19 protein-coding genes are annotated in these 20,106 nt (G+C 43.3%); 1 reads left to right on the top strand and 18 read right to left on the bottom strand.

What is annotated here, in order from left to right; all coding sequences use genetic code 11:
• Nucleotides 1-8: 8 nt before the first annotated feature.
• From fapR to QNH43_RS07915, 6 genes are all read right to left on the bottom strand, one after another.
• Nucleotides 9-566, bottom strand: coding sequence for a transcription factor FapR (gene fapR / locus QNH43_RS07940; protein WP_098371041.1), 558 nt, complete (start codon nucleotides 564-566; stop codon nucleotides 9-11).
• 118 nt (nucleotides 567-684) lie between these two features.
• Nucleotides 685-2,736, bottom strand: a complete 2,052-nt coding sequence (gene recG, locus QNH43_RS07935) for an ATP-dependent DNA helicase RecG (RefSeq protein ID WP_283917400.1) — start codon at nucleotides 2,734-2,736, stop codon at nucleotides 685-687.
• The gene (sdaAA, locus tag QNH43_RS07930) at nucleotides 2,733-3,617 is read right to left on the bottom strand and encodes an L-serine ammonia-lyase, iron-sulfur-dependent, subunit alpha (RefSeq protein ID WP_283917399.1); all 885 of its coding nucleotides are present in this window, start codon (nucleotides 3,615-3,617) and stop codon (nucleotides 2,733-2,735) included. The genes recG and sdaAA overlap by 4 nt, the downstream gene beginning before the upstream one ends.
• Nucleotides 3,618-3,654: 37 nt before the next feature.
• Complete coding sequence (gene sdaAB / locus QNH43_RS07925; protein ID WP_283917398.1) at nucleotides 3,655-4,317, bottom strand: L-serine ammonia-lyase, iron-sulfur-dependent subunit beta; 663 nt, start codon at nucleotides 4,315-4,317, stop codon at nucleotides 3,655-3,657.
• Nucleotides 4,318-4,523: 206 nt separating this feature from the next.
• Nucleotides 4,524-6,194: a DAK2 domain-containing protein gene (locus tag QNH43_RS07920; protein ID WP_283917397.1), complete on the bottom strand. Its 1,671-nt coding sequence runs from the start codon at nucleotides 6,192-6,194 to the stop codon at nucleotides 4,524-4,526.
• 18 nt (nucleotides 6,195-6,212) lie between these two features.
• Complete coding sequence (locus QNH43_RS07915) at nucleotides 6,213-6,575, bottom strand: Asp23/Gls24 family envelope stress response protein (RefSeq protein ID WP_048684651.1); 363 nt, start codon at nucleotides 6,573-6,575, stop codon at nucleotides 6,213-6,215.
• Nucleotides 6,576-6,828: 253 nt separating this feature from the next.
• Here QNH43_RS07915 and rpmB point away from each other — a divergent pair, with 253 nt between their 5' ends.
• Nucleotides 6,829-7,017 (top strand): 50S ribosomal protein L28, encoded by a 189-nt coding sequence (rpmB, locus tag QNH43_RS07910; protein WP_034313767.1) that lies wholly within the window; start codon nucleotides 6,829-6,831, stop codon nucleotides 7,015-7,017.
• Between the two features lie 168 nt (nucleotides 7,018-7,185).
• On the opposite strand, the gene spoVM is transcribed toward rpmB, so the two are convergent.
• The 12 genes from spoVM to coaBC form a co-directional block, all read right to left on the bottom strand.
• Complete coding sequence (gene spoVM, locus QNH43_RS07905) at nucleotides 7,186-7,266, bottom strand: stage V sporulation protein SpoVM (RefSeq protein WP_034313769.1); 81 nt, start codon at nucleotides 7,264-7,266, stop codon at nucleotides 7,186-7,188.
• 122 nt (nucleotides 7,267-7,388) lie between these two features.
• Nucleotides 7,389-8,042 carry a thiamine diphosphokinase gene (locus tag QNH43_RS07900; protein WP_076366593.1) on the bottom strand — a complete coding sequence of 218 codons (654 nt, stop codon included), beginning with the start codon at nucleotides 8,040-8,042 and terminating at the stop codon, nucleotides 7,389-7,391.
• A gap of 102 nt (nucleotides 8,043-8,144) precedes the next feature.
• Nucleotides 8,145-8,792: a ribulose-phosphate 3-epimerase gene (gene rpe, locus QNH43_RS07895; protein WP_283917396.1), complete on the bottom strand. Its 648-nt coding sequence runs from the start codon at nucleotides 8,790-8,792 to the stop codon at nucleotides 8,145-8,147.
• A gap of 1 nt (nucleotide 8,793) precedes the next feature.
• On the bottom strand, nucleotides 8,794-9,675 hold the full coding sequence (gene rsgA, locus QNH43_RS07890) for a ribosome small subunit-dependent GTPase A (RefSeq protein ID WP_283917395.1): 882 nt from the start codon (nucleotides 9,673-9,675) through the stop codon (nucleotides 8,794-8,796).
• Between the two features lie 23 nt (nucleotides 9,676-9,698).
• On the bottom strand, nucleotides 9,699-11,732 hold the full coding sequence (pknB, locus tag QNH43_RS07885; protein WP_283917394.1) for a Stk1 family PASTA domain-containing Ser/Thr kinase: 2,034 nt from the start codon (nucleotides 11,730-11,732) through the stop codon (nucleotides 9,699-9,701).
• Nucleotides 11,733-11,737: 5 nt separating this feature from the next.
• Nucleotides 11,738-12,487 (bottom strand): Stp1/IreP family PP2C-type Ser/Thr phosphatase, encoded by a 750-nt coding sequence (locus QNH43_RS07880; protein WP_283917393.1) that lies wholly within the window; start codon nucleotides 12,485-12,487, stop codon nucleotides 11,738-11,740.
• Between the two features lie 4 nt (nucleotides 12,488-12,491).
• Nucleotides 12,492-13,586 carry a dual-specificity RNA methyltransferase RlmN gene (gene rlmN / locus QNH43_RS07875; protein ID WP_283917392.1) on the bottom strand — a complete coding sequence of 365 codons (1,095 nt, stop codon included), beginning with the start codon at nucleotides 13,584-13,586 and terminating at the stop codon, nucleotides 12,492-12,494.
• On the bottom strand, nucleotides 13,586-14,938 hold the full coding sequence (gene rsmB, locus QNH43_RS07870; RefSeq protein WP_283917391.1) for a 16S rRNA (cytosine(967)-C(5))-methyltransferase RsmB: 1,353 nt from the start codon (nucleotides 14,936-14,938) through the stop codon (nucleotides 13,586-13,588). Before rsmB ends, rlmN begins: the two co-directional genes overlap by 1 nt.
• Nucleotides 14,925-15,884 carry a methionyl-tRNA formyltransferase gene (gene fmt, locus QNH43_RS07865; protein ID WP_283917390.1) on the bottom strand — a complete coding sequence of 320 codons (960 nt, stop codon included), beginning with the start codon at nucleotides 15,882-15,884 and terminating at the stop codon, nucleotides 14,925-14,927. The genes rsmB and fmt overlap by 14 nt, the downstream gene beginning before the upstream one ends.
• Nucleotides 15,881-16,366 carry a peptide deformylase gene (gene def, locus QNH43_RS07860; RefSeq protein WP_283917389.1) on the bottom strand — a complete coding sequence of 162 codons (486 nt, stop codon included), beginning with the start codon at nucleotides 16,364-16,366 and terminating at the stop codon, nucleotides 15,881-15,883. Before def ends, fmt begins: the two co-directional genes overlap by 4 nt.
• Nucleotides 16,367-16,461: 95 nt before the next feature.
• The gene (gene priA, locus QNH43_RS07855) at nucleotides 16,462-18,873 is read right to left on the bottom strand and encodes a primosomal protein N' (protein ID WP_283917388.1); all 2,412 of its coding nucleotides are present in this window, start codon (nucleotides 18,871-18,873) and stop codon (nucleotides 16,462-16,464) included.
• A 6-nt stretch (nucleotides 18,874-18,879) separates the two neighbouring features.
• Nucleotides 18,880-20,088 (bottom strand): bifunctional phosphopantothenoylcysteine decarboxylase/phosphopantothenate--cysteine ligase CoaBC, encoded by a 1,209-nt coding sequence (gene coaBC / locus QNH43_RS07850; protein WP_283917387.1) that lies wholly within the window; start codon nucleotides 20,086-20,088, stop codon nucleotides 18,880-18,882.
• Nucleotides 20,089-20,106: the final 18 nt, after the last annotated feature.

Genomic DNA, 20,106 nt, shown 5'->3' with positions numbered 1-20,106 from the left:
CTAGAAAGTTAAGAGCGATACATTTCGAACTCGCCTTTAAAAACCAGTTCATTACCCACGTAGCTTCTGACTTCCACCACAGAACGATCGTTGGTGTGGTCCACGCTTTTAACCCTCGCTTTAGCTACCACTCTTTCATTTTCCTTTACAGAACGAGTAAATAAAATGGATGCTTTTGCAGTTAATGCCAGTTCATCATTTATGACTGCTACAGCCAATGAATTCGCTTGGGCAAACAGGTGATGTCCCCTTGCAATTCCATTCCGCTTAAAGACATGCTCTTTATTTATATCCAAAATCGAAATTGCATTATCATCTAAATTAAGGTCAATTACTTCCCCGATGATTTCATCCAAAGGCAATGCCCTGATTTCGTCACTGAATTTTTTCTCGGCCACGCTTTTAATGCGCTCACGCAGTTCCGGTATCGATAATTCAAGACGGTCAAGCCTAATGGTCTGGACACTCACCGAATATTTTTCAGCCAGCTCCTCATCCGTTACAAAAGGATTCTGTTTAATCGTTTCGATTAATAATTGCTGGCGTTCCTTCTTATTTCTTCGCATTTGAAGGTCACCATCCGTAGTATTATGACTAGGTACTAATAGTAGTATATATATTTTAAAAACAGATTGCAAGATATTGCGTAAAATCTCACAATCTGCTATTGGTTTTTCATTCAGTTCAGTCCAGCTTTTCTCCCGTGAATACGCCCGTCCCCTCTAAATAGTTCCGAAGCGGAGCATACTCCGGGGAATGCCAAAAGCTTTGGGAGGCAATCAATTTTGCTGCATCCATCCTTGCCACTTCCAGGGTCCTGTAATCATGGACCATGTCGGCTACCTTGAACTCGGGAAGGCCGCTTTGTTTTTTACCGAAGAAGTCCCCGGGGCCACGAAGTTCCAAATCTTTTTCAGAAAGGGCAAAACCATCGTTTGTCTCGGTCATGATTTTCATCCGTTCTTTGCCTACTTCCGTTTTCGGATCGGCCAGCAGTATGCAAAAGGACTGATCACTTCCCCGCCCAACCCTTCCGCGTAACTGATGCAACTGTGAAAGCCCAAACCGCTCCGCATCATAAATGACCATTACCGTTGCATTTGGAACATTCACCCCAACTTCGACAACCGTCGTGGAAACAAGGATTTGTGCTTCATTGGCACTAAACTGCTGCATCACTTCGTCTTTTTCATCAGCGGGCAGCCTTCCATGCATAAGACCCACTTTGTACCTGTTCGCAAAGTATTGTGTCAGCATTGCATGAACATCGAGAACATTCTGTAAAGAATCGAGTTTCTCAGACTCCTCAATCAATGGACAAATTACGTAAGCCTGTCTACCTTTCTTTAGTTCCTTTTCGACAAAGGTTAAGATCCGGTCAAGCATTTGGTGTTTCGCCCAATAGGTTTCTATCGCTTTTCGCCCGGCAGGCATTTCATCGATCGTGGAGACGTCCATTTCCCCAAACACTGTAATTGCAAGCGTTCGCGGAATCGGTGTAGCCGTCATGAAAAGGACATCTGGATTGGTACCTTTTTCACGTAGGATGCGGCGCTGTTCCACTCCGAAACGATGTTGTTCATCCGTTATGACAAGACCTAGGTTCCGAAAATTCACTTCATCCTGTATCAATGCATGAGTTCCTATCAAAAGATCTAGTTCCCCGGATTCCAGCATTTGCAATAGTTCCTTGCGTTTTTTTCCTTTTACCGAACTTGTCAACAATGCGACCTTTACTCCGCTCGGTTCCAACATTGCCTTAAGGGATTGAGCATGCTGCTCAGCCAAAATTTCCGTCGGGACCATAAGTGCACCTTGGAAACCTGCTGTAATCGTCGCCTTCAGGCATATGGCGGCAACCACCGTTTTTCCAGACCCGACATCCCCTTGAAGTAGACGATTCATCCGGTAAGGAGATTTCATGTCATTCATTATTTCCTCGACGACCCTATTTTGAGCGTTCGTCAAAGGAAAAGGGAGAGTTGCAATGAAGGCTTCCAGCTGCTCCATGTCAAACTCCTGTCCTATCCCTTTTGACTGCTCCCTCTGCACTTTACGAAGTGCCTGCATTTTAAGTTGAAACAGTAAAAACTCTTCATACACAAAACGGCGTCGAGCCTTTTTCACCTCATTGGCCGATAGAGGGAAATGCATTGTACGAAGAGCATCGTTACGTGGCATCAGTTTGTAGGCCGCCAGTAATTGCGGGGGCAGATTCTCTTCTATCATTGCCCCATATTCAGAAAATGCATTGGAAATAAAGCGGCGGAGACCCTTGACAGTGATGCTGCCTTTCACTGAGTACACCGGTTCGAACTCTTTCTCCCGGCTACGATCACCAACGTGGCATTCCGACCCTGTAATGGTTTGGCGATGACGGTCCCACTTTCCTGTAACGGTTACGGTTTCACCTATAGCAAGCTTGGGCTTCAGGTATGGCTGGTTAAAAAAAATGACATTTATTAAATATCTCCCAGTCAATACTTTAATCGTGAGCCTGGATTTTTTCTTTCCGAAGTATCCTAACGTGGGCACCGTATGAACCTTGCCTTCCACGGTAACTCGCTCATCATGCTCGACCGTTTCCAAATCCCTCAATCGGTAATCTTCATAGCGATATGGGAGATGTTCAAGGAGATCCGCGACGGTATGGATCCCCATTTCCCCCAACGCTGCAGCCGTTTCGGCCCCAATTCCTTTTACTGCTGTTATGGATCCCTGTAAAGTTGGTTTCACTTCTTATTCAGCGGTAAGCCAAAGATTTTCGCTTCCAACTCCCGTCCAGTCGGTGTAGCCGCTAAACCTCCTTGTGCAGTTTCCCTAAGTGCCGATGGCATCGTTTGCCCGATTTTATACATCGCATCTATCACTTCATCACACGGTATGCGGCTTGTGATCCCCGCTAACGCCATATCTGCGGCAACCATAGCATTGGCTGCACCCATGGCATTCCGCTTCACACAAGGCACTTCCACAAGCCCAGCAACAGGGTCACATACAAGACCAAGCATGTTCTTTAATGTGATTGCCATCGCTTCTGCACTTTGTGCCGGTGTCCCACCTGCCATTTCAACGATGGCTGCCGCTGCCATGCCCGAGGCAGAACCGACCTCCGCCTGACAGCCCCCTGCGGCTCCAGAGATTGAAGCATTATTCGCAACACCAAAACCAAAAGCCCCTGCTGTAAAAAGGAACTCAATTTTTTGTTCCCGAGTCGGTTTTAATTTATTTTGCAAAGCAAAAAGTGTTCCAGGAACAACACCAGCAGATCCGGCAGTCGGTGTCGCACAAATCGTTCCCATTGCTGCGTTCACTTCGTTTGTTGCCACGGCTTTGCTTACCGCATCCAAAAGCAGTTCACCGGATAAGGAATTTCCGGATTTAATGTAATTCTGAAGAAGAACTGCATCCCCTCCCGTCAAGCCGGAAACGGACCGTACACCTTGAAGTCCTTTTTCCACTGCCTGTTCCATTACATCCAGGTTGACTCCCATCTGGCGGATGATTTCTTCACGGTTTTTTCCCGTTACTTCCATTTCCTGCTCTATCATCAGCGTTGAAATTCTTTTCTGCTTTGATTCAGCTAATTCTACTAATTCCGCTACATTTCGAAACATGATTTCTTCTCCTTCCTAAGTGGAAACGATTGCCCTGTCAATCCACAATCCTTGCTACTTGAGTGATGTTGGGGAGTGCCGTAATTTCTGCGATGACGTGATCCTCCAGGTTATGGTCCACTTCAATCGTCATCAGGGCCATCTTCCCTTTCTCTTTTCGGGAGACTTCCATCTGGCCAATATTGATTTGATGCTTGGCTAATATGTTTGACACATTGGCGATGGCACCAAATCGATCATCATGAACGACAAGTATGGCAGGGTTGTGCCCGGAGAGCCTCAATTTAAACCCATTCAGTTCGACGATTTCGATCTTTCCCCCGCCAATCGATATTCCGACAAGTTCCAGTTCACCATCATCATCTCCAACTGTTACTTTTGCAGTATTGGGATGTTCGGGTACTGCTTCTTCTTCCCGAAAAGTAACTTTCATTTTCTTTTTACGGGCTAGTTCCAGCGATTCTTTAATTCTCTCATCAAATGTATCAAAATCAAGTAAGCCCCCTACAATGGCTACATCCGTTCCATGGCCTTTATAGGTTTTGGCAAACGATCCGTAAAAAGAAATATGGGCCCATTTTGGTTCCCGATCGAATAAATTCCTGGCAACCCTCCCGATCCTTGCAGCTCCTGCTGTATGGGAACTAGAGGGGCCGATCATTACAGGACCAATTATATCGAATACACTTCTGAATTTCATGATTTGCTCCTCCTTCTTTACACTGGGAGTAGTAAAATAATAAAGCTTGATATATTGTAATTACAATCACGCTGTCCGTAATCCTTCTTTTTAAAAAAATAAAACTGCATAGCCTAATGACATATGCAGTTTATTGCCTTTTATTTTTTTCAGGATCCGCCAAAAACTATGACGAATAAGTCTCCCTTATCTTCATGATCCTCTACTTATTCAATTGAAAAAATAAAAGAATATAAAGGTTGTTTCCCATTATGGACTTCAACTTCAACGTCTTCGAAATTCTCATTACAAAACGCGACAAGACTTTCGACCTCTTCGGCAGTGGCATCTTCCCCATATAAAACGGTAAGGATTTCCGAATCTTCGTCAATCATATCGGAAAGTAGATCTTTTGCCGCCTGAATCATGTCTTTATCCTTCACTTTGATGGTGCCTTCAGCAATTCCCATGAAGTCCCCGGTCTCGATTGCCAGACCGTCAATGTTTGTATCCCGGACAGCATAAGTAATCTGGCCCGTTTTCACATGCGAAAGGGCTTCGATCATCGCTTTTTTATTCTCTTCAGCATCAAGTGTAGGGTTGAATGCCAACAATGCAGCCATTCCCTGTGGTACTGTTTTCGTCGGGATGACAGTCACATGATCCCCAAGCACATCTGCAGCCTGATTGGCCGCCATGATGATATTTTTATTATTAGGCAAGATGATTACATGATCTGCATTTGCCTCTTCGACAGCTTTAACTATATCTTCCGTGCTAGGATTCATCGTTTGTCCGCCTTCGATGATGGACTTAGCGCCGATGCTTTTGAATAATTCGCTGATGCCAGCACCCATCGCCACTGACACTACAGCGTACTTCTCTTTGGTGGACGATTTAGTTTGAAGCGGTGTATTCGTCTCACCGACAATCGCAGTATGCTGTTCACGCATATTATCGATTTTCATTTTTATTAAACTACCATATTGCTGTCCATAATTCAGGCACGTTCCAGGCTGTTCAGAGTGAATATGTACTTTGACGACTTCATCATCTGAGATGACTAATAAAGAATCTCCGTATTCACTTAAATCATTTCTGAATTTTTCTTCATCAAATGGTTTATTGGCAAGTTTTTCACTTTCCAATCGGACCATGAATTCCGTGCAGTAGCCATACACGATATCTTCCGTATTCATATGACCTTGTACATTCATGTGATGTTCGGCACTGATCATGTCATCCATGCTTGGACCATTTGAAGATCGGACTGGAAGGGCTTCACCTTTCAGCTCAGCAAGGAAACCTTCATAAACGAACACCAATCCTTGCCCACCGCTATCAACGACTCCCACTTCTTTTAAGACTGGAAGAAGATCCGGTGTGCGTTTTAATGAGGCATTGGCCTCCGTAACGATTTCTTCCATTACTTGAATAAGGTCTTGGTGCCTTGCTGCTGATGAAACCGCTTGCTTGGCCGCATCTTTTGCAACCGTTAAAATCGTTCCTTCGACAGGTTTCATTACAGCTTTATAAGCTGTCTGAACTCCTGCTTCAAAAGCTTGGGCAAATTCTTCACTATTGATTTCCGATTTATGTTCAATCGCTTTAGCAAAACCGCGGAACAGTTGCGAAAGGATTACTCCTGAGTTGCCGCGTGCGCCCATCAGCAGTCCTCTTGAAAGGGACGTACCCACTTTCCCGATGTGTTCCTGGACGTTATTTTGCACTTCCTTCGCTCCCGAAGTCATCGATAAATTCATATTCGTTCCTGTATCTCCATCTGGAACAGGGAAAACATTCAACGCATCAACCATTTGGGCATTTGCCGCTAAATGGTTGGCACCTTGAATGATCATTTCTGCAAAGCGCTTTCCGTTTAAACTTGTAATTGACACAAAACTTTCCTCCTATACTTAAGGGTTCGTCACACGAACTCCCTGTACAAAAATGTTGACGGAATCAACAGCTAATCCTACAGTTTTGTCCAGAGTATACTTTACCTTTGATTGCACATTATGTGCAACTTCCGAGATTTTCGTTCCATAACTTACGATGATATACATATCGATATGAACTTCTTCCTCTTCTTGACGGACTATTACACCCTTAGTAAAGTTTTCTTTTCTTAAAATTTCGGCAATGCCGTCTTTAAATTGTTTTTTGGAAGCCATTCCTATAATTCCGTAGCAATCCACGGCTGCTCCGCCTGCTACAGTTGCGATAACATCATTAGAGATGTCAATTTGTCCATACTTCGTTTGTAATTCGATAGACATTTTCTTTTCCCTCCCAAAAAATCAAATCAACTAAAGACATTTTACTATAATGTCTATGGTTTTAAAAGTAAATGTCATACGGTACTATATATAATTCAATTTTGAAGTATGTATGTCAAGGTATTTTTCTTGAAAGTAATTAACTGAAGTATTGCATTCTAACGGTAGGTATGATAAATTATTAAAGTATTTTACAAAGACTTAAGACGACTGCGAAAAACTTAAGCTTGTTGTAGTTAGGAGGGAATTTAACATGGCACGTAAATGTGTAATCACTGGAAGAAGAACTCGTTCTGGTAACAGCCGCTCTCACGCAATGAACGCTAGCAAGCGTACATGGGGCGCTAACCTTCAAAAAGTACGTATTTTAGTTGACGGTAAACCTAAACGTGTATACGTTTCTGCAAGAGCTCTTAAATCGGGCAAAGTAGAACGCGTATAATGTTACGGCATCCTCTTAGGATGCCTTTTTACTTATAATGGCCGGTATTAATGGGGATGGTTTAAATCGTTGATCAAGGCTGGTCTGCATCAAAGAAGAAAGCCTTCCCCCCTTTTTTACCGAAAAATAACACCCCCCAGAATTTGAGAGGTGTCATGGAGATAAGTATCAGCCTTTTTTAAACGCTCCGAGCATAGCCCTTACCAAACTGCCCAGAACTTTTGGCAATTTAATCGTATAAAATTTCATTATGCCCCTCCTCTTTGCATCCCACAATTAAAGATGAAGTGGAATTTTTCTATTACAACATAAGCTTTTAAGCGGATATAGGATGATCGTAATTATATCCGAATCTGCTCTAAGCATGAATTTTAATCACTGCTTCTTATCACCATTAATATGCCTTTCTCAAATGAAACATTCCCAGATTCGGAAATTAGTTCATTGCTGATGCAAAGGGTCGAACCTATTTCCACGCTTGCATCATTCAGTGGGTATTTGAAACCCGAAAGTGTAATGCCGGTGACTTCCGCCGTTACAGGGAGCAATGACAAGTATTTCTTATCTTTCAAAGCAGTGACCTCATATGAACCCGCTGTCTTAACTGTGAATATATTTTGCCGATCGACTATGTATATTTCTATATCCCCATGATAAGGGAGGACACTTTCTTTTTGGAGCAGCTGGATATTTCCAAGAAAATGGTCCATTCTTCCCCCTGTAGCGCCCAGGATATGAATTTCACTTGGCTTTTGCCCTATTGCCCATTTAAATGCAATCTCTAAATCCGTTTCATCCTTTTCCGATGAATATAGATTGATTTGTTCCAGCCTTTGCTCAATCTTCTTGTATTCGCCTTCCGAAACTGAATCAAAATCCCCGAAACCGTACTTAGGTTCGATACCTTTTTCAAGCAAGGACCATACTCCCCTGTCAACCCCGACCCAAAGATCAGTCTTCTCCTCATACCATGTCAGATCCGGCCAAAAACATTCCGGACCTCCAGCCATTATACTAATAATCATTGAAATCATCCTTTTCTTTATCTAATCATATCCCAGGTGCCTTTGTTTAATTGATAAAAAAAGCCGACCACCATCATACGAATATGATAGTGTCGGCTTATATCACTTTCCCCGAATCTTTTGAATCGCTGCTTGTCGATCTTCTTGATTATATATTGCCGACCCGGCCACCAGGACTGTCGCCCCTTGTTCAATACATAGTTTAGCCGTTTCTTCATTCACTCCACCATCAATCTCTATTTCGAGATTATGATTATACATTTCTGCCATCGCCTTCACTTCAGCAATTTTGGGCAGAACGGATTTAATGAACTTTTGCCCGCCAAAACCCGGATTGACCGTCATCAATAATACCATGTCAATATCCTCGATTATAGGTTTGATCAAGGACGCCGGAGTGGCTGGATTAAGTACAACGCCTGCCTTTACACCAAAAGATTTAATCAATTGTATCGTCCGATGCAAATGAGTGCATGCCTCTACATGTACAGTTATATAATCGGCTCCCGCTTTCGCAAATGCCTCGATATAACGATCAGGTTGTTCGATCATTAAATGAACATCAAGCGGAAGTTTTGTCACCGGGCGGATAGCATCAACAATTAGTGAGCCTATCGTTATATTCGGCACGAAATGCCCATCCATGACATCCACATGGATTAAATCCGCTCCGCCCCTTTCCACATCTAGAATTTCTTCTCCCAATTTTGCAAAGTCAGCTGATAAAATGGATGGTGCGATTTTAACCATTTTAATACCTCGGCTTTCTATCTCTGATTTCTTCTAAGAATTGCATATAATGTTCATATCGATAACGTGGAATTTCCCCGGCATCAACCGCTTCCTTCACTGCACACTTCGGTTCTTTATCGTGCAGGCAGGCACGGAATTTACAGTCTTCCCCATGCTTATGCATTTCCGGGAAGCAATAGGATAACCGTTCAGCTTCCATTTCCATGAATTCAAGTGAACTGAATCCAGGAGTATCTGCGACAAGCCCAGAGCCGATATGAATCAATTCAACGTGGCGGGTGGTATGCTTCCCGCGTCCCAGGTGTGATGAGATATCATCCGTCTTTAAGGCCAAGTCAGGATTGATCGCATTCAGCAAAGACGATTTCCCAACGCCGGATTGACCGGCAAATACACTGGTTTTTCCTTCTAAATACGGCACAAGTCCTTCAATTCCGCCAGCAGTAACTGAAGATGTTTCCAGTACAGTATAACCAAGTTTCTGATAGTCCTTGATATACTGTGACAATTTCTTTTGGTTTTCTGTTGTGACCAAGTCAAGTTTCGTCACGACGATAATCGGTTCGATCTCGTTATCTTCGATCAGTACGAGGAATCGATCAAGCAATGCCGGACTGAAATCGGGCTCTACTGCTGAAAAGACAAGGATTGCCTGATCTACATTCGAGATTTGCGGACGAATCAATTCATTCTTTCGCGGTTTTATTTCGGTCACGGTCCCGTCCGTTTTATTTTCCGCTTCAAAAACTACATAATCACCCACAAGCGGCGTTACCTTATTCTTCCTGAACACGCCCCGTCCGCGGCATTGATAGACCTCTTCACCATCAAGGACATAATAAAATCCACTTAATGCTTTGATAATTTTTCCTTCGGGCATAACCACACTCCTAATTATTAAATTTATTCTGGATATGAGACGGATTCGTCAATGATGACCTGGTTGTCACGCATGACTTTATATCCTGCTTTCTTATCCGGGGAAACCATTAATTCGATCGTTCTTTTGGCATCTTCCAAAATAAAGAATGTTTCTTGGGGCTCCGTCATGCTATTGTCGATATCCTCGATGAAAATTTGTATTTTTTGCGTTTTGCCTGGCTCAACCGGATCATACTCGATTTTGATTTCCTCCGTTACACTCTTGGGAGGAATCTCTTCTTTCCCTTTTGATATGACCACTTTCACAGTACTGCCCTTTTCCACCTTCGTAGCAGGTTCGGGTGACTGGGAAATGACAAGCCCCTCCGCTACTGTATCATCATAGATTTCTTCTTCGACATCGATCTTTATTCCACTCTCATTGGAATAATCATCAAGGCCAGCTTGATTGAACCCCGTTAAGTTCTTCAAGCTCAGCAGATCTGCCCCTTTACTGACCGTTAGCTCAAGCTCCGTTTCGGATGGTACGACATCAGTGGCACCCGAGGGCGTTTGATCTATGATCGTGCCGGCAGCACTGTCATCATATTTTTCGGTCACGCTTATGTTTTTGAATCCCATTTTTTCAAGCAGGGATTTAACATCAGAATAGTCTCGACCTTCATAACTGGACAATGAAATCGTCTCTTTACCAATGCTTTGATAAATATCGATCACTGCACCTTCCTTGACCGTCTTGCCTTCCTTTGGGTTGGTTTTGATCACAAGACCAGCTTCGACCTCTTCATCCTCAATCTCGATCGTGTCCCCAATTTCCAAATCCATTTCAAGCAATTCAGTAATGGCATCATCCAATTCTTCCCCTTTAAGGTCCGGGATCGTCACTTCCTTCGAAACAAGGAGGGGAGGTACAACAGTGACAGATAAAACAGCAAGCAGGGCGAGAACTAAAAAGGTGGTCACCAAGATCGCAGGCATGTTCTTTCGTTTTTTACCTTTATGTTCAGACTTGATTTTTTGTTTTTTCTGTTTCTTTTGTTTTTTCGGTTTCTTCTTCGCTTTACTCTCTGCTTCTGATTCACTTTCTTCATCGTCCGCATAGACCAATGTATTTTTTTCCGGACCCCTTATGATTGTCTCATCGACGCTTGAAATCTGATCATCCGTTATGACGGGGATGGCTTTTGTTGCATCATGATCTTCAGGAATGGCAAAAGGCAGTTCATTTGAACGCTCAGGATTAAGCGAAGTCCGCATGTCATCTTCCATTGAGTCCACGCTATCATAGCGGTAATATGAATCTTTGGCTGTCGCTTTCAGGATAATATTTTCCACACTCTGAGGTATTTCAGAGTTCCAGCGTTTTGGCGAAGGAGTTTCCGATTGTAAATGTTTAAGAGCTATCGAAACGGCTGATTCACCCGAAAAAGGCAATCTCCCCGTCAACAATTCAAACATGACGATACCAAGTGAATAAATGTCCGATTTCTTATTGGCCATACCGCCTCTGGCCTGTTCAGGAGATAAGTAATGAACCGAGCCCAAGACTGCGTTGGTCTGTGTTATGTTTGTTGCGCTTAGGGCCAATGCAATGCCGAAATCCGTAATCTTGACGGTTCCTTCTTTATCAATCAATATGTTCTGTGGCTTGATGTCACGATGGATGATCCCATTATGATGGGCATGGGAAATCGCTGCCGTGATTTGCTTCATGATATCCAGGGCTTCATCGACTGGAATCGGATAATATTTTTGTATGTATTGCTTTAGTGTAAAACCGTCCACGTATTCCATTACAATATAATAGATTGAATCTTCTTCACCAACATCATAAATGCTTACGATATTGGGATGGGCTAAACTGGTTGCCGATTGGGCTTCCCGATTGAAGCGCTTGATGAACTCTTCGTCATTATTAAAATCCATGCGAAGGATTTTCAATGCAACATCCCTATCTAAGATCATATCCCTTGCAAGGTAAACATTCGCCATACCGCCGCCGCCGACCATCTCGATCAGTTTATAACGGCCGTTGATTCTTCTACCAATCAACATTCAATTCACCTGCTTTCACTTTCTTCAGTAAATTGAACAAGCACAAGGGTGATATTATCTTCCCCACCGTAGTGATTGGCCTTATCTATTAAAGAATTCGCCTTTTCTTCAAGTGACTGTCCATTGGTTATGGTTTCTTCCAGTTCCTGTTCACTCACTTTATTCGTCAATCCATCCGAACAAAGCAATAGTAAATCATTTTCTTCGAAGATGACAGTCATAATATCCATTTCCACTTGCATTTCTGTCCCCAAGGCTCGTAATAAAACATTTTTCCGTGGGTGGTTTTCGGCATCTTCCTTTGAAATCTGCCCGGAACGGACCAATTCATTAACAAGTGAATGATCTTCCGTGACCTGCTTAAAACCGCTCTCATTATACAAATAACATCGGCTGTCCCCGATGTTGGCAATGGTAGCAAACTTGTCGGTGCAAATGGCTGCCACAATGGTGGTCCCCATGCCCTTACATTCCGTATTCGCTTCTGCATGTTCAAAAAGCAACTGATTGACCAAGACGATTTGCTGCTTCAGCCAACCCTCGGCATCTTTTGCCGTTTCGATACCTGTAGATGATTCCCAGCCCTTTTTCAGAAGGTCTATCGTCATTGCACTGGCTACATCCCCGGCACGGTGGCCGCCCATGCCATCTGCAACGATGGCAAGGCGAACGCCTTCCGAGTTCTTAAAGATTCCGCCATTATCTTCATTATGCTGGCGGACTTTTCCACGGTCTGTCTTAAATATTGCCCTCATAGGGTCACCTCGTCTCTTCTTTGCGCTCCTTGGCCCGAAGCTGGCCGCAGGCTGCGTCAATATCACTGCCTTGTTCCCTTCGGATCGTTACATTAATGCCGCGCTTCTTCAATGTTTTTTCAAACTCAAAAATTTGGTCACGAGGTGTACGTACATAGTTGCGTTCAGGTACATAGTTAACCGGTATTAAGTTAACATGGCATTTTATCCCTTTTATTAAACTTGCTAATTCTTCTGCGTGCTCCACTGTATCATTTTCGCCACCGAATAGACCATATTCAAAACTTACACGGCGACCTGTTTTTTCTGTATAGTATTTGATGGCTTCAATCAAGTCTGGAAGTTTGTAGGCCTTATTGATCGGCATCAATTTACTTCTCAATTCCGTATTCGGTGCATGAAGGGAAACAGCAAAGTTTATTTGCATGCTTTCTTCAGCAAACTTATAGATTTTAGGAATGATTCCACTTGTGGAAACGGTAATATGACGCGCGCCGATGTTCAAGCCCTTTTCATGGTTTATATTCTTCAAGAATGACATCATATTATCGTAGTTATCAAACGGTTCACCGATTCCCATGATAACGACGGAACTAACACGTTCCTCCGATTCGTCAAGTGCTTGCTGAACTTTAACGACCTGGGCAACAATTTCCCCTGATTCAAGATTACGCTTTAAACCGCCTAATGTCGATGCACAGAATGTACAGCCAATTCTACATCCTACCTGCGTTGTCACGCAAATGGAGTTTCCGTATTCATGGCGCATCAACACCGTTTCAATCGAATATCCATCATGGAGTTCAAATAAAAACTTCATCGTTCCGTCATTTGACGTTTGCTGAATCAAAGTTTTCAAGGTCGTGAAGGTGAATTGTGATTCCAGCTTATCCCGTAATGTTTTCGAAAGGTTGGACATATCTTCAAAACTGGAGACACGCTTTTTATAAAGCCAGTCATAAACTTGATCGGCCCGGAATGCCTTCTCTCCATTTTGAACAAGCCATTCTTTAATTTGGTGAAGCTCTAATGAATAGATCGATGGTTTTTCTGGTGTCGTGTCTTTTCTTACTCTAGATGATTTAGTGATTTCTGCCATTACAGCACCTTCTTTCTAAAACTCGCAATAAAGAATCCGTCACTGCTAAAATATTGCGGAAAAACTTGCAGCGTATGACCCTCGATAAATGGCTGAACGCTTTCAGGCATTCTTGTGGACAAGGTTGCATCGCTTTCAAAATCCGGATGGCTTTCCAAAAATGCTGCAGCGACTTTGTCATTTTCTTCTTTATCCACCGTACAGGTACTATATACTAACCGTCCGCCTTGCTTGACAAGCGGGGCAGCCGATTCCAATAATTGTTTTTGTATACTTGAGAGTTTCATTATATCATCTTTTGTTTTAGTGTACTTTACATCAGGCTTCCGGCGCATGACTCCCAACCCGGAACATGGTGCATCGATCAGCACCCTGTCAAACCCTTCCTTATTAAAGTGTTCTTGCACTTTCCTGCTATCAAGGGCCATTGTCTTAATATTGTTTCTGAGTTTTAGGCGCTCAGCCTGCTCTTTTATGAGCTTGACCTTATGCTCATGAAGGTCGAGCGCATATACTTGTCCAGTGGTCAAGCCTTCTGCGATATGTGTCGTTTTCCCTCCAGGTGCAGCACAGCAATCGAGTACAGCATCATTTTCATTCGCGCCTAATGCATGGGCTACAAGCATTGAGCTCTCGTCCTGAATCGATAAATACCCTAATTTGTAGCTTTCTGAATGAGCAAGATTCCCTTTATAGCTGACGATTGCTTCGGGAACGACTTCACTTGCTTCAACATCATATCCTTCTTCCGTTAATATGCTGATCAGTTCACGGCGTGAAATCTTCTTTAAATTAACACGTCCCGTCTGTAAAGGCGCAGTTAAGTTGATTTCACACATTTCCTTGGTCTTTTCATAACCAAATTGCTCCACCCAACGCTTGACCAACCAAATTGGATGACTTACTTCTATGGAAAGCCGTTCCAGATCATCTTTAATATCACCTAAAGAAGGAACACCATTTCTTTGAATATTACGAAGTACACCATTTACCATCGAAGATGTACCTTTATGCCCGCGCTTTTTGGAAATTTCGACGGCCTCGAAAATGATTGCATGATCAGGCACTTTATCTAAATAGACCATTTGGTAAACGGAAAGTCTAAGTAAATTGATGACCCAGCTTTGCGTTTTTTTCGGTTGTTTAATATATGGGCTCAAATAATAATCCAAAGTCATCTTCCGCTGTATGGTACCGTAGCTTATTTCTGTAAGCAGTCCGCTGTCCACGGCGGATAACTGGTGCTTTTTAATCAAATTGTTCAATAATAGGTTACTGTAGGATTGGTTTTTCTCTACAGATTCCAAGATATCGAGAGCGATTTCACGTACTCCCTTTTTAGTTTGCTTCATTCTGTTCTCCTAACTTCATGCCTGCTTTAATGAACGATCCGGCTCCGCGCAAATAATCTTTCGCCGGCATTTTTTTCTTCCCTGAAGGCTGCAGTTCTGTAACTAGTATTGCCGTCTCATTGCCTGTCGAAACGATGAAACCATCACTTTGTACATCAATGACCGTGCCCGGCACTGCCTGATTGCCATCTTCAAGTTTCTTTACCTGCCAAATTTTCAAAATGGCCCCGTCTAAGGTTGTATAAGCAACAGGCCAGGGATTCATGCCACGTACATGGTTATAGATGTCTTCCCCTGATTTCGACCAGTCAATTTTTTCCTCAGACCGTTTTATGTTTGGCGCAAAAGACGCTTTTGCCTCATCCTGCTTGATCGCCTGTAACTCCTGATTTATAAGTTTCGGAAGCGTCTCTGCAAGTAAATCCGACCCTATCTTGCTTAATTTATCATGCAGTGTACCTACATTGTCTTCTTCTTCTATAATAACTTCCGCCTGAGTCAATATATCACCGGCATCCAATTTTTCCGCCATATACATGATGGTTATTCCCGTCTTTTCTTTCCCTTGTAAAATGGAATAATGAATTGGCGCCCCTCCACGCAGTTCAGGGAGCAGGGAGGCATGTACATTAATACATCCGTACCTAGGGGCATCCAGCAATTCATTCGGAAGGATTTGACCGAAAGCAGCCGTCACCACTAAGTCAGGATTCAATGCTATGATTTTTTCAAGTTCTTCTTTTTCACGGATCTTTTCGGGCTGATAAACGGGAATCCCCTGCTTTTCGGCTTCGACCTTAACTGGCGGCGGTGTCAGCACCTTTTTGCGGCCTACTGGACGATCGGGCTGTGTGACCACAGCGATCACATCATACCCTTCATCAATGATTCTTCTCAATACCGGCACTGAAAAGTCCGGCGTACCCATAAATATAATTTTTGTCATTCTTCCCCAAACCTTTCTAACTCTTCTTCCGTAATATACCGGGAAACCTTACTTGTAAATAAAACTCCTTGCAGATGATCAATTTCGTGCTGAAGGGCCCTCGCGAGGAAATCCTCAGCTTCTATCTCGAAAAAAGATCCTTTTCGGTCTTGTGCCCGGACTTTGACACGGTATGGACGCGATACTTCGCCATATAAACTCGGGAAGCTCAAGCATCCTTCAACACCTGTCTGTTCGCCTTCCATTTCCAGCACTTCCGGATTAATCAGTTCGATTGCTCCTGATCCTTCCTCTATTTCAACGACGGCCACTTGCTTTTTCACGCCAACCTGAGGTGCTGCAAGTCCAACGCCATCCGCCTCCACCATCGTTTCATACATATTATTTAACAGCTTTGCCAACTTTTTATCAAAACTTGTTACTTTATCGCATTTTTGTTGTAAAATTTTTTCAGGAAACAAGACAATCGGTAAAATAGCCAAAATTAAAGGTACCCTCCTAGATATGAAAAACAACACTTCATTATATAAAAACGCAAGCTTTAACAGCTCGCGGTAATCATCCATCTCTCAAACAATTACATCATGATCTGTGGATTTAAATCTATTGAAATCTGCAGATGATTTTGAGCGGTTTCTTTTTGGTAATGCTCCAAAAGTGTGCGCAGATGCTGATTAAGGTCCGGCTCTCGTTTGTATTTTATCAGACATTGATAGCGATATCTATTGTTGATTCGACTAATGGGCGAAGCAACCGGACCTAGTACGATAGAATCCCGATTCAATCGTGAGCCTAAATAATTGGTGATTTTTTCAGTAACACTGACCGTCTTCATTAAGTCTTCATGTGAAACGGTTATAAGGACAACATAATAATAGGGAGGGTAATGACTTTGCCTCCTTAGATGCATCTCCCGTTCATAAAAAGCATCAAAATCCTGTAAGGCAGAAAGCTCGATGCTGTAGTGCTCAGGCGTATAGGTTTGGATGACCACTTCTCCCGGAAGCTGATGACGTCCCGCCCTTCCGCTTACCTGTGTCAGCAGCTGGAATGTCTTTTCAGAAGAACGGAAATCAGGCAGATGTAGCATCGTATCGGCTGATAGGACTCCAACAAGAGTGATATTAGGAAAATCAAGGCCCTTGGCTATCATTTGGGTCCCTAGCAATATATCTGCCTTCCCTTCACCAAAGGCATTCAGCAACCGCTCATGTGAACCTTTCTTGCTCGTCGTGTCAACATCCATTCGTATGACCCGTGCTTCAGGGAGGATTTTTGCTAGCTCTTCTTCAACCTTTTGAGTGCCTGTACCGAAGAACCTTATATGCTCACTTTCACATTCGGGGCAAACGGAAGGCATTCCCTCTTCAAACCCACAATAATGGCATTTCATTATATCATTAAAGCGATGATAAGTGAGTGAAATGTCACAATTAGGGCAGTTGATGACCAATCCGCAGCTTCGGCACATCACAAAGGAAGAATGTCCCCTTTTATTTAGCATCAGGACTGTTTGCTCCCCCTTCTCAAGCCGGTCTTTCAGCTTGGTAAAGAGCAGCTCCGAAAACATGGAACGATTTCCCGTTCTTAGTTCTTCCCTCATATCTACAATATCCACTGCTGGCAACGCATTTTCATTCATCCTCTGGCTAAGGGTCAATAATTTATAGACGTTTTTCTTGGCACGCGCAAAAGATTCAAGTGTAGGTGTGGCGCTGCCAAGAATTACCGGGCACCTATATGATTTTGCTCTTTCAATGGCAACATCCCTGGCGTGGTACCTTGGTGTTTCTTCTTGCTTATAACTGGATTCATGTTCTTCATCAATGATGACCAGCCCCAGGTTTTCAAAAGGAGCAAACACGGCTGAACGCGCCCCCACCACCACTTTAACTTCCTTACGATGAATTTTCCGCCATTCATCATATTTTTCACCTACGGATAAACCGCTATGCATGACAGCTACCTGCTCACCAAATCGTTCCTTAAACCGCTTCACCGTCTGTGGCGTTAAGGAGATTTCAGGTACAAGCATGATGGCTTCCTTTCCTTTTTCAATGACAGAGGCAATTGCCTGTAGATACACTTCCGTCTTCCCGCTGCCGGTTACACCATATAAAAGAAAGACATCATGTTCATCATGATGTATCTTCTCGTTGATGGGCTTCAAGGCAGCTGTTTGTTCAGCTGTTAGTGTAAAGGGTGTGGATTTTTCGAACACACGGTTTTCATACGGATTACGGTATATTTCTTGATCCATTTCGGCCAAAGCCCCTTTTGACACTAGGGATTTGACAGTACCGCTTGATGTGTTTATCAATTCAAGCAATTCCTTTAACGGAATGGGTTCTTGATGTTCAATAAAGTATTGAAGGAGTTCCTGCTGTTTTTTTGCATGGCTGGACATGGCTGATGCCATTTCTTTCAGTTCCTTAGGGGATAGCAAAGATTTAATGACACGGACCGTCTTCTTATTTAGTCGGTTTTTCACATTATATACAAGCTCAAGATTGCCATTTTGCATTTCCTTTTGGAAGAGGGAGGCGTTCTCCCCTTCAATCACGTCTTTCCAAGATATTGAATCATTTTTCCCAAAAAAGTTTTGAATGAAGAGAGGAAGCTGATCCTTTTTATCTTCAACGACTTTAATAACTTTTTCATACTTTGCTTTCATCGCTGCCGGAAGCATGGCCTGCAGCGCTGAAATTTTAAAACACATCGCCTCTTTGGTCAACCAGTCACCAAGCTGCAGCAATTCATCATTAAGGACGGGCTCCAAATCCATCGGTTCCTTTATATTGCGTAATTTCGCAAATTCGCTTTTAACTTTTAAGCCTGTGACGAATCCCTGCACCATTCTTGGACCGAATGGGACGATGACTCGCATTCCGGGCTTGATGACTTGGTTCCACTTTTCAGGTATGCGATAGTCGAATTCTCGATCCGTTTGTTTAGCAGGTACATCCACGATGACGGATGCTATATCCATAAGACATCATTCCTTTTGCATGCGGGATACTTCTGCCAGGATGCTTTTAGCTATATCCGCTTTACTCATTTTTGGAAGTTCGGTCGCACTTCCATCTTTATCGTAAATGGTCACGATGTTCGTATCCGTTCCAAATCCTGCCCCCGCGACGGTAACATTATTGGCAACGATCATATCTGCATTCTTTTTGACTAATTTTCCTCTTGCGTATTCTTCAACGTTGTTCGTTTCAGCCGCAAAACCTACCAAGATCTGATGAGTTTTATTTTCACCGAGTTCCTTAAGGATATCCTTTGTCCGTTCAAATTCAATCACATTTTCCCCTGGCTGCTTTTTCATCTTTTGAGCATGATAAATCTTTGGTTTATAGTCCGCAACTGCAGCCGTCATGATTACGACGTCACTGGAACCGAACTGTTCGAATACCGCATCATACATATCCGCTGCAGATTCCACTGGTATTACCCTAGCCTTGAAAGGTGGCGTCAAGTTCACGGGGCCAGTAATCAATGTCACTTCAGCACCCATTTCAATTGCCTCTTCGGCTAGGGCATAGCCCATTTTGCCGCTGGAATGATTCGTCACGTAACGCACCGGATCAATCGCTTCACGAGTCGGTCCTGCCGTTATCAAATATTTCTTTCCTTTAAGAGGCTGTTTCTGTGATTTGCGTTCACCGAAATATCGATTAAGGTGTTCTACGATTGTTTCCGGTTCCTCCAATCGCCCTTTTCCGACATAACCGCAGGCCAAATACCCTTCACCCGGTTCAATGAATTGATATCCAAACGACCGAAGTGTCTCCATATTTTTCTGAACCGCTGGATGGGCGTACATGTGCACGTTCATTGCCGGTGCAACCCAAACAGGGGCTTCCGTTGCCAGTAGCGTGGTCGTGATCATATCATCCGCGATTCCATTGGCTACCTTGCCAATGACATTGGCTGTAGCTGGGGCCAACAGGATGATATCAGCCCAATCAGCCAAGTCGATATGGGCAATGACTGAAGAATCCTTCTCATCAAAAGTATCTGTAAAAACATCATTTCTCGAAAGTGCCTGAAAGGTGAGCGGCGTCACGAACTTACGGGCCGATTCACTCATGATCACTTTTACATGCGCACCTTCCTGAGTTAATTTACTTGTCAGGGCAGCAGCCTTATATACAGCAATCCCGCCGGTGACACAAAGAAGTACTTTTTTATCGATAAGCATGCAAATTTCCCCTAACTA

The sequence above is a fragment of the Peribacillus simplex genome (assembly GCF_030123325.1).
Classification (GTDB): Bacteria; Bacillota; Bacilli; order Bacillales; family DSM-1321; genus Peribacillus; species Peribacillus simplex_D.
Note: the sequence above shows the minus strand (reverse complement) of the source record. Positions and strands in the feature narration are given on the sequence as shown.

Coding starts and splice junctions, on each gene's coding strand:
- QNH43_RS07900 (WP_076366593.1), bottom strand. CDS start 8,042: ATGATTATTAGTATAATGGCTGGAGGTCCGGAATGTTTTTGGCCGGAT.
- priA (WP_283917388.1), bottom strand. CDS start 18,873: ATGGATATAGCATCCGTCATCGTGGATGTACCTGCTAAACAAACGGAT.
- spoVM (WP_034313769.1), bottom strand. CDS start 7,266: ATGAAATTTTATACGATTAAATTGCCAAAAGTTCTGGGCAGTTTGGTA.
- rpe (WP_283917396.1), bottom strand. CDS start 8,792: ATGGTTAAAATCGCACCATCCATTTTATCAGCTGACTTTGCAAAATTG.
- QNH43_RS07880 (WP_283917393.1), bottom strand. CDS start 12,487: ATGAGGGCAATATTTAAGACAGACCGTGGAAAAGTCCGCCAGCATAAT.
- fmt (WP_283917390.1), bottom strand. CDS start 15,884: ATGACAAAAATTATATTTATGGGTACGCCGGACTTTTCAGTGCCGGTA.
- fapR (WP_098371041.1), bottom strand. CDS start 566: ATGCGAAGAAATAAGAAGGAACGCCAGCAATTATTAATCGAAACGATT.
- rsgA (WP_283917395.1), bottom strand. CDS start 9,675: ATGCCCGAAGGAAAAATTATCAAAGCATTAAGTGGATTTTATTATGTC.
- rsmB (WP_283917391.1), bottom strand. CDS start 14,938: ATGAAGCAAACTAAAAAGGGAGTACGTGAAATCGCTCTCGATATCTTG.
- rlmN (WP_283917392.1), bottom strand. CDS start 13,586: ATGGCAGAAATCACTAAATCATCTAGAGTAAGAAAAGACACGACACCA.
- pknB (WP_283917394.1), bottom strand. CDS start 11,732: ATGTTGATTGGTAGAAGAATCAACGGCCGTTATAAACTGATCGAGATG.
- sdaAB (WP_283917398.1), bottom strand. CDS start 4,317: ATGAAATTCAGAAGTGTATTCGATATAATTGGTCCTGTAATGATCGGC.
- coaBC (WP_283917387.1), bottom strand. CDS start 20,088: ATGCTTATCGATAAAAAAGTACTTCTTTGTGTCACCGGCGGGATTGCT.
- rpmB (WP_034313767.1), top strand. CDS start 6,829: ATGGCACGTAAATGTGTAATCACTGGAAGAAGAACTCGTTCTGGTAAC.
- sdaAA (WP_283917399.1), bottom strand. CDS start 3,617: ATGTTTCGAAATGTAGCGGAATTAGTAGAATTAGCTGAATCAAAGCAG.
- QNH43_RS07915 (WP_048684651.1), bottom strand. CDS start 6,575: ATGTCTATCGAATTACAAACGAAGTATGGACAAATTGACATCTCTAAT.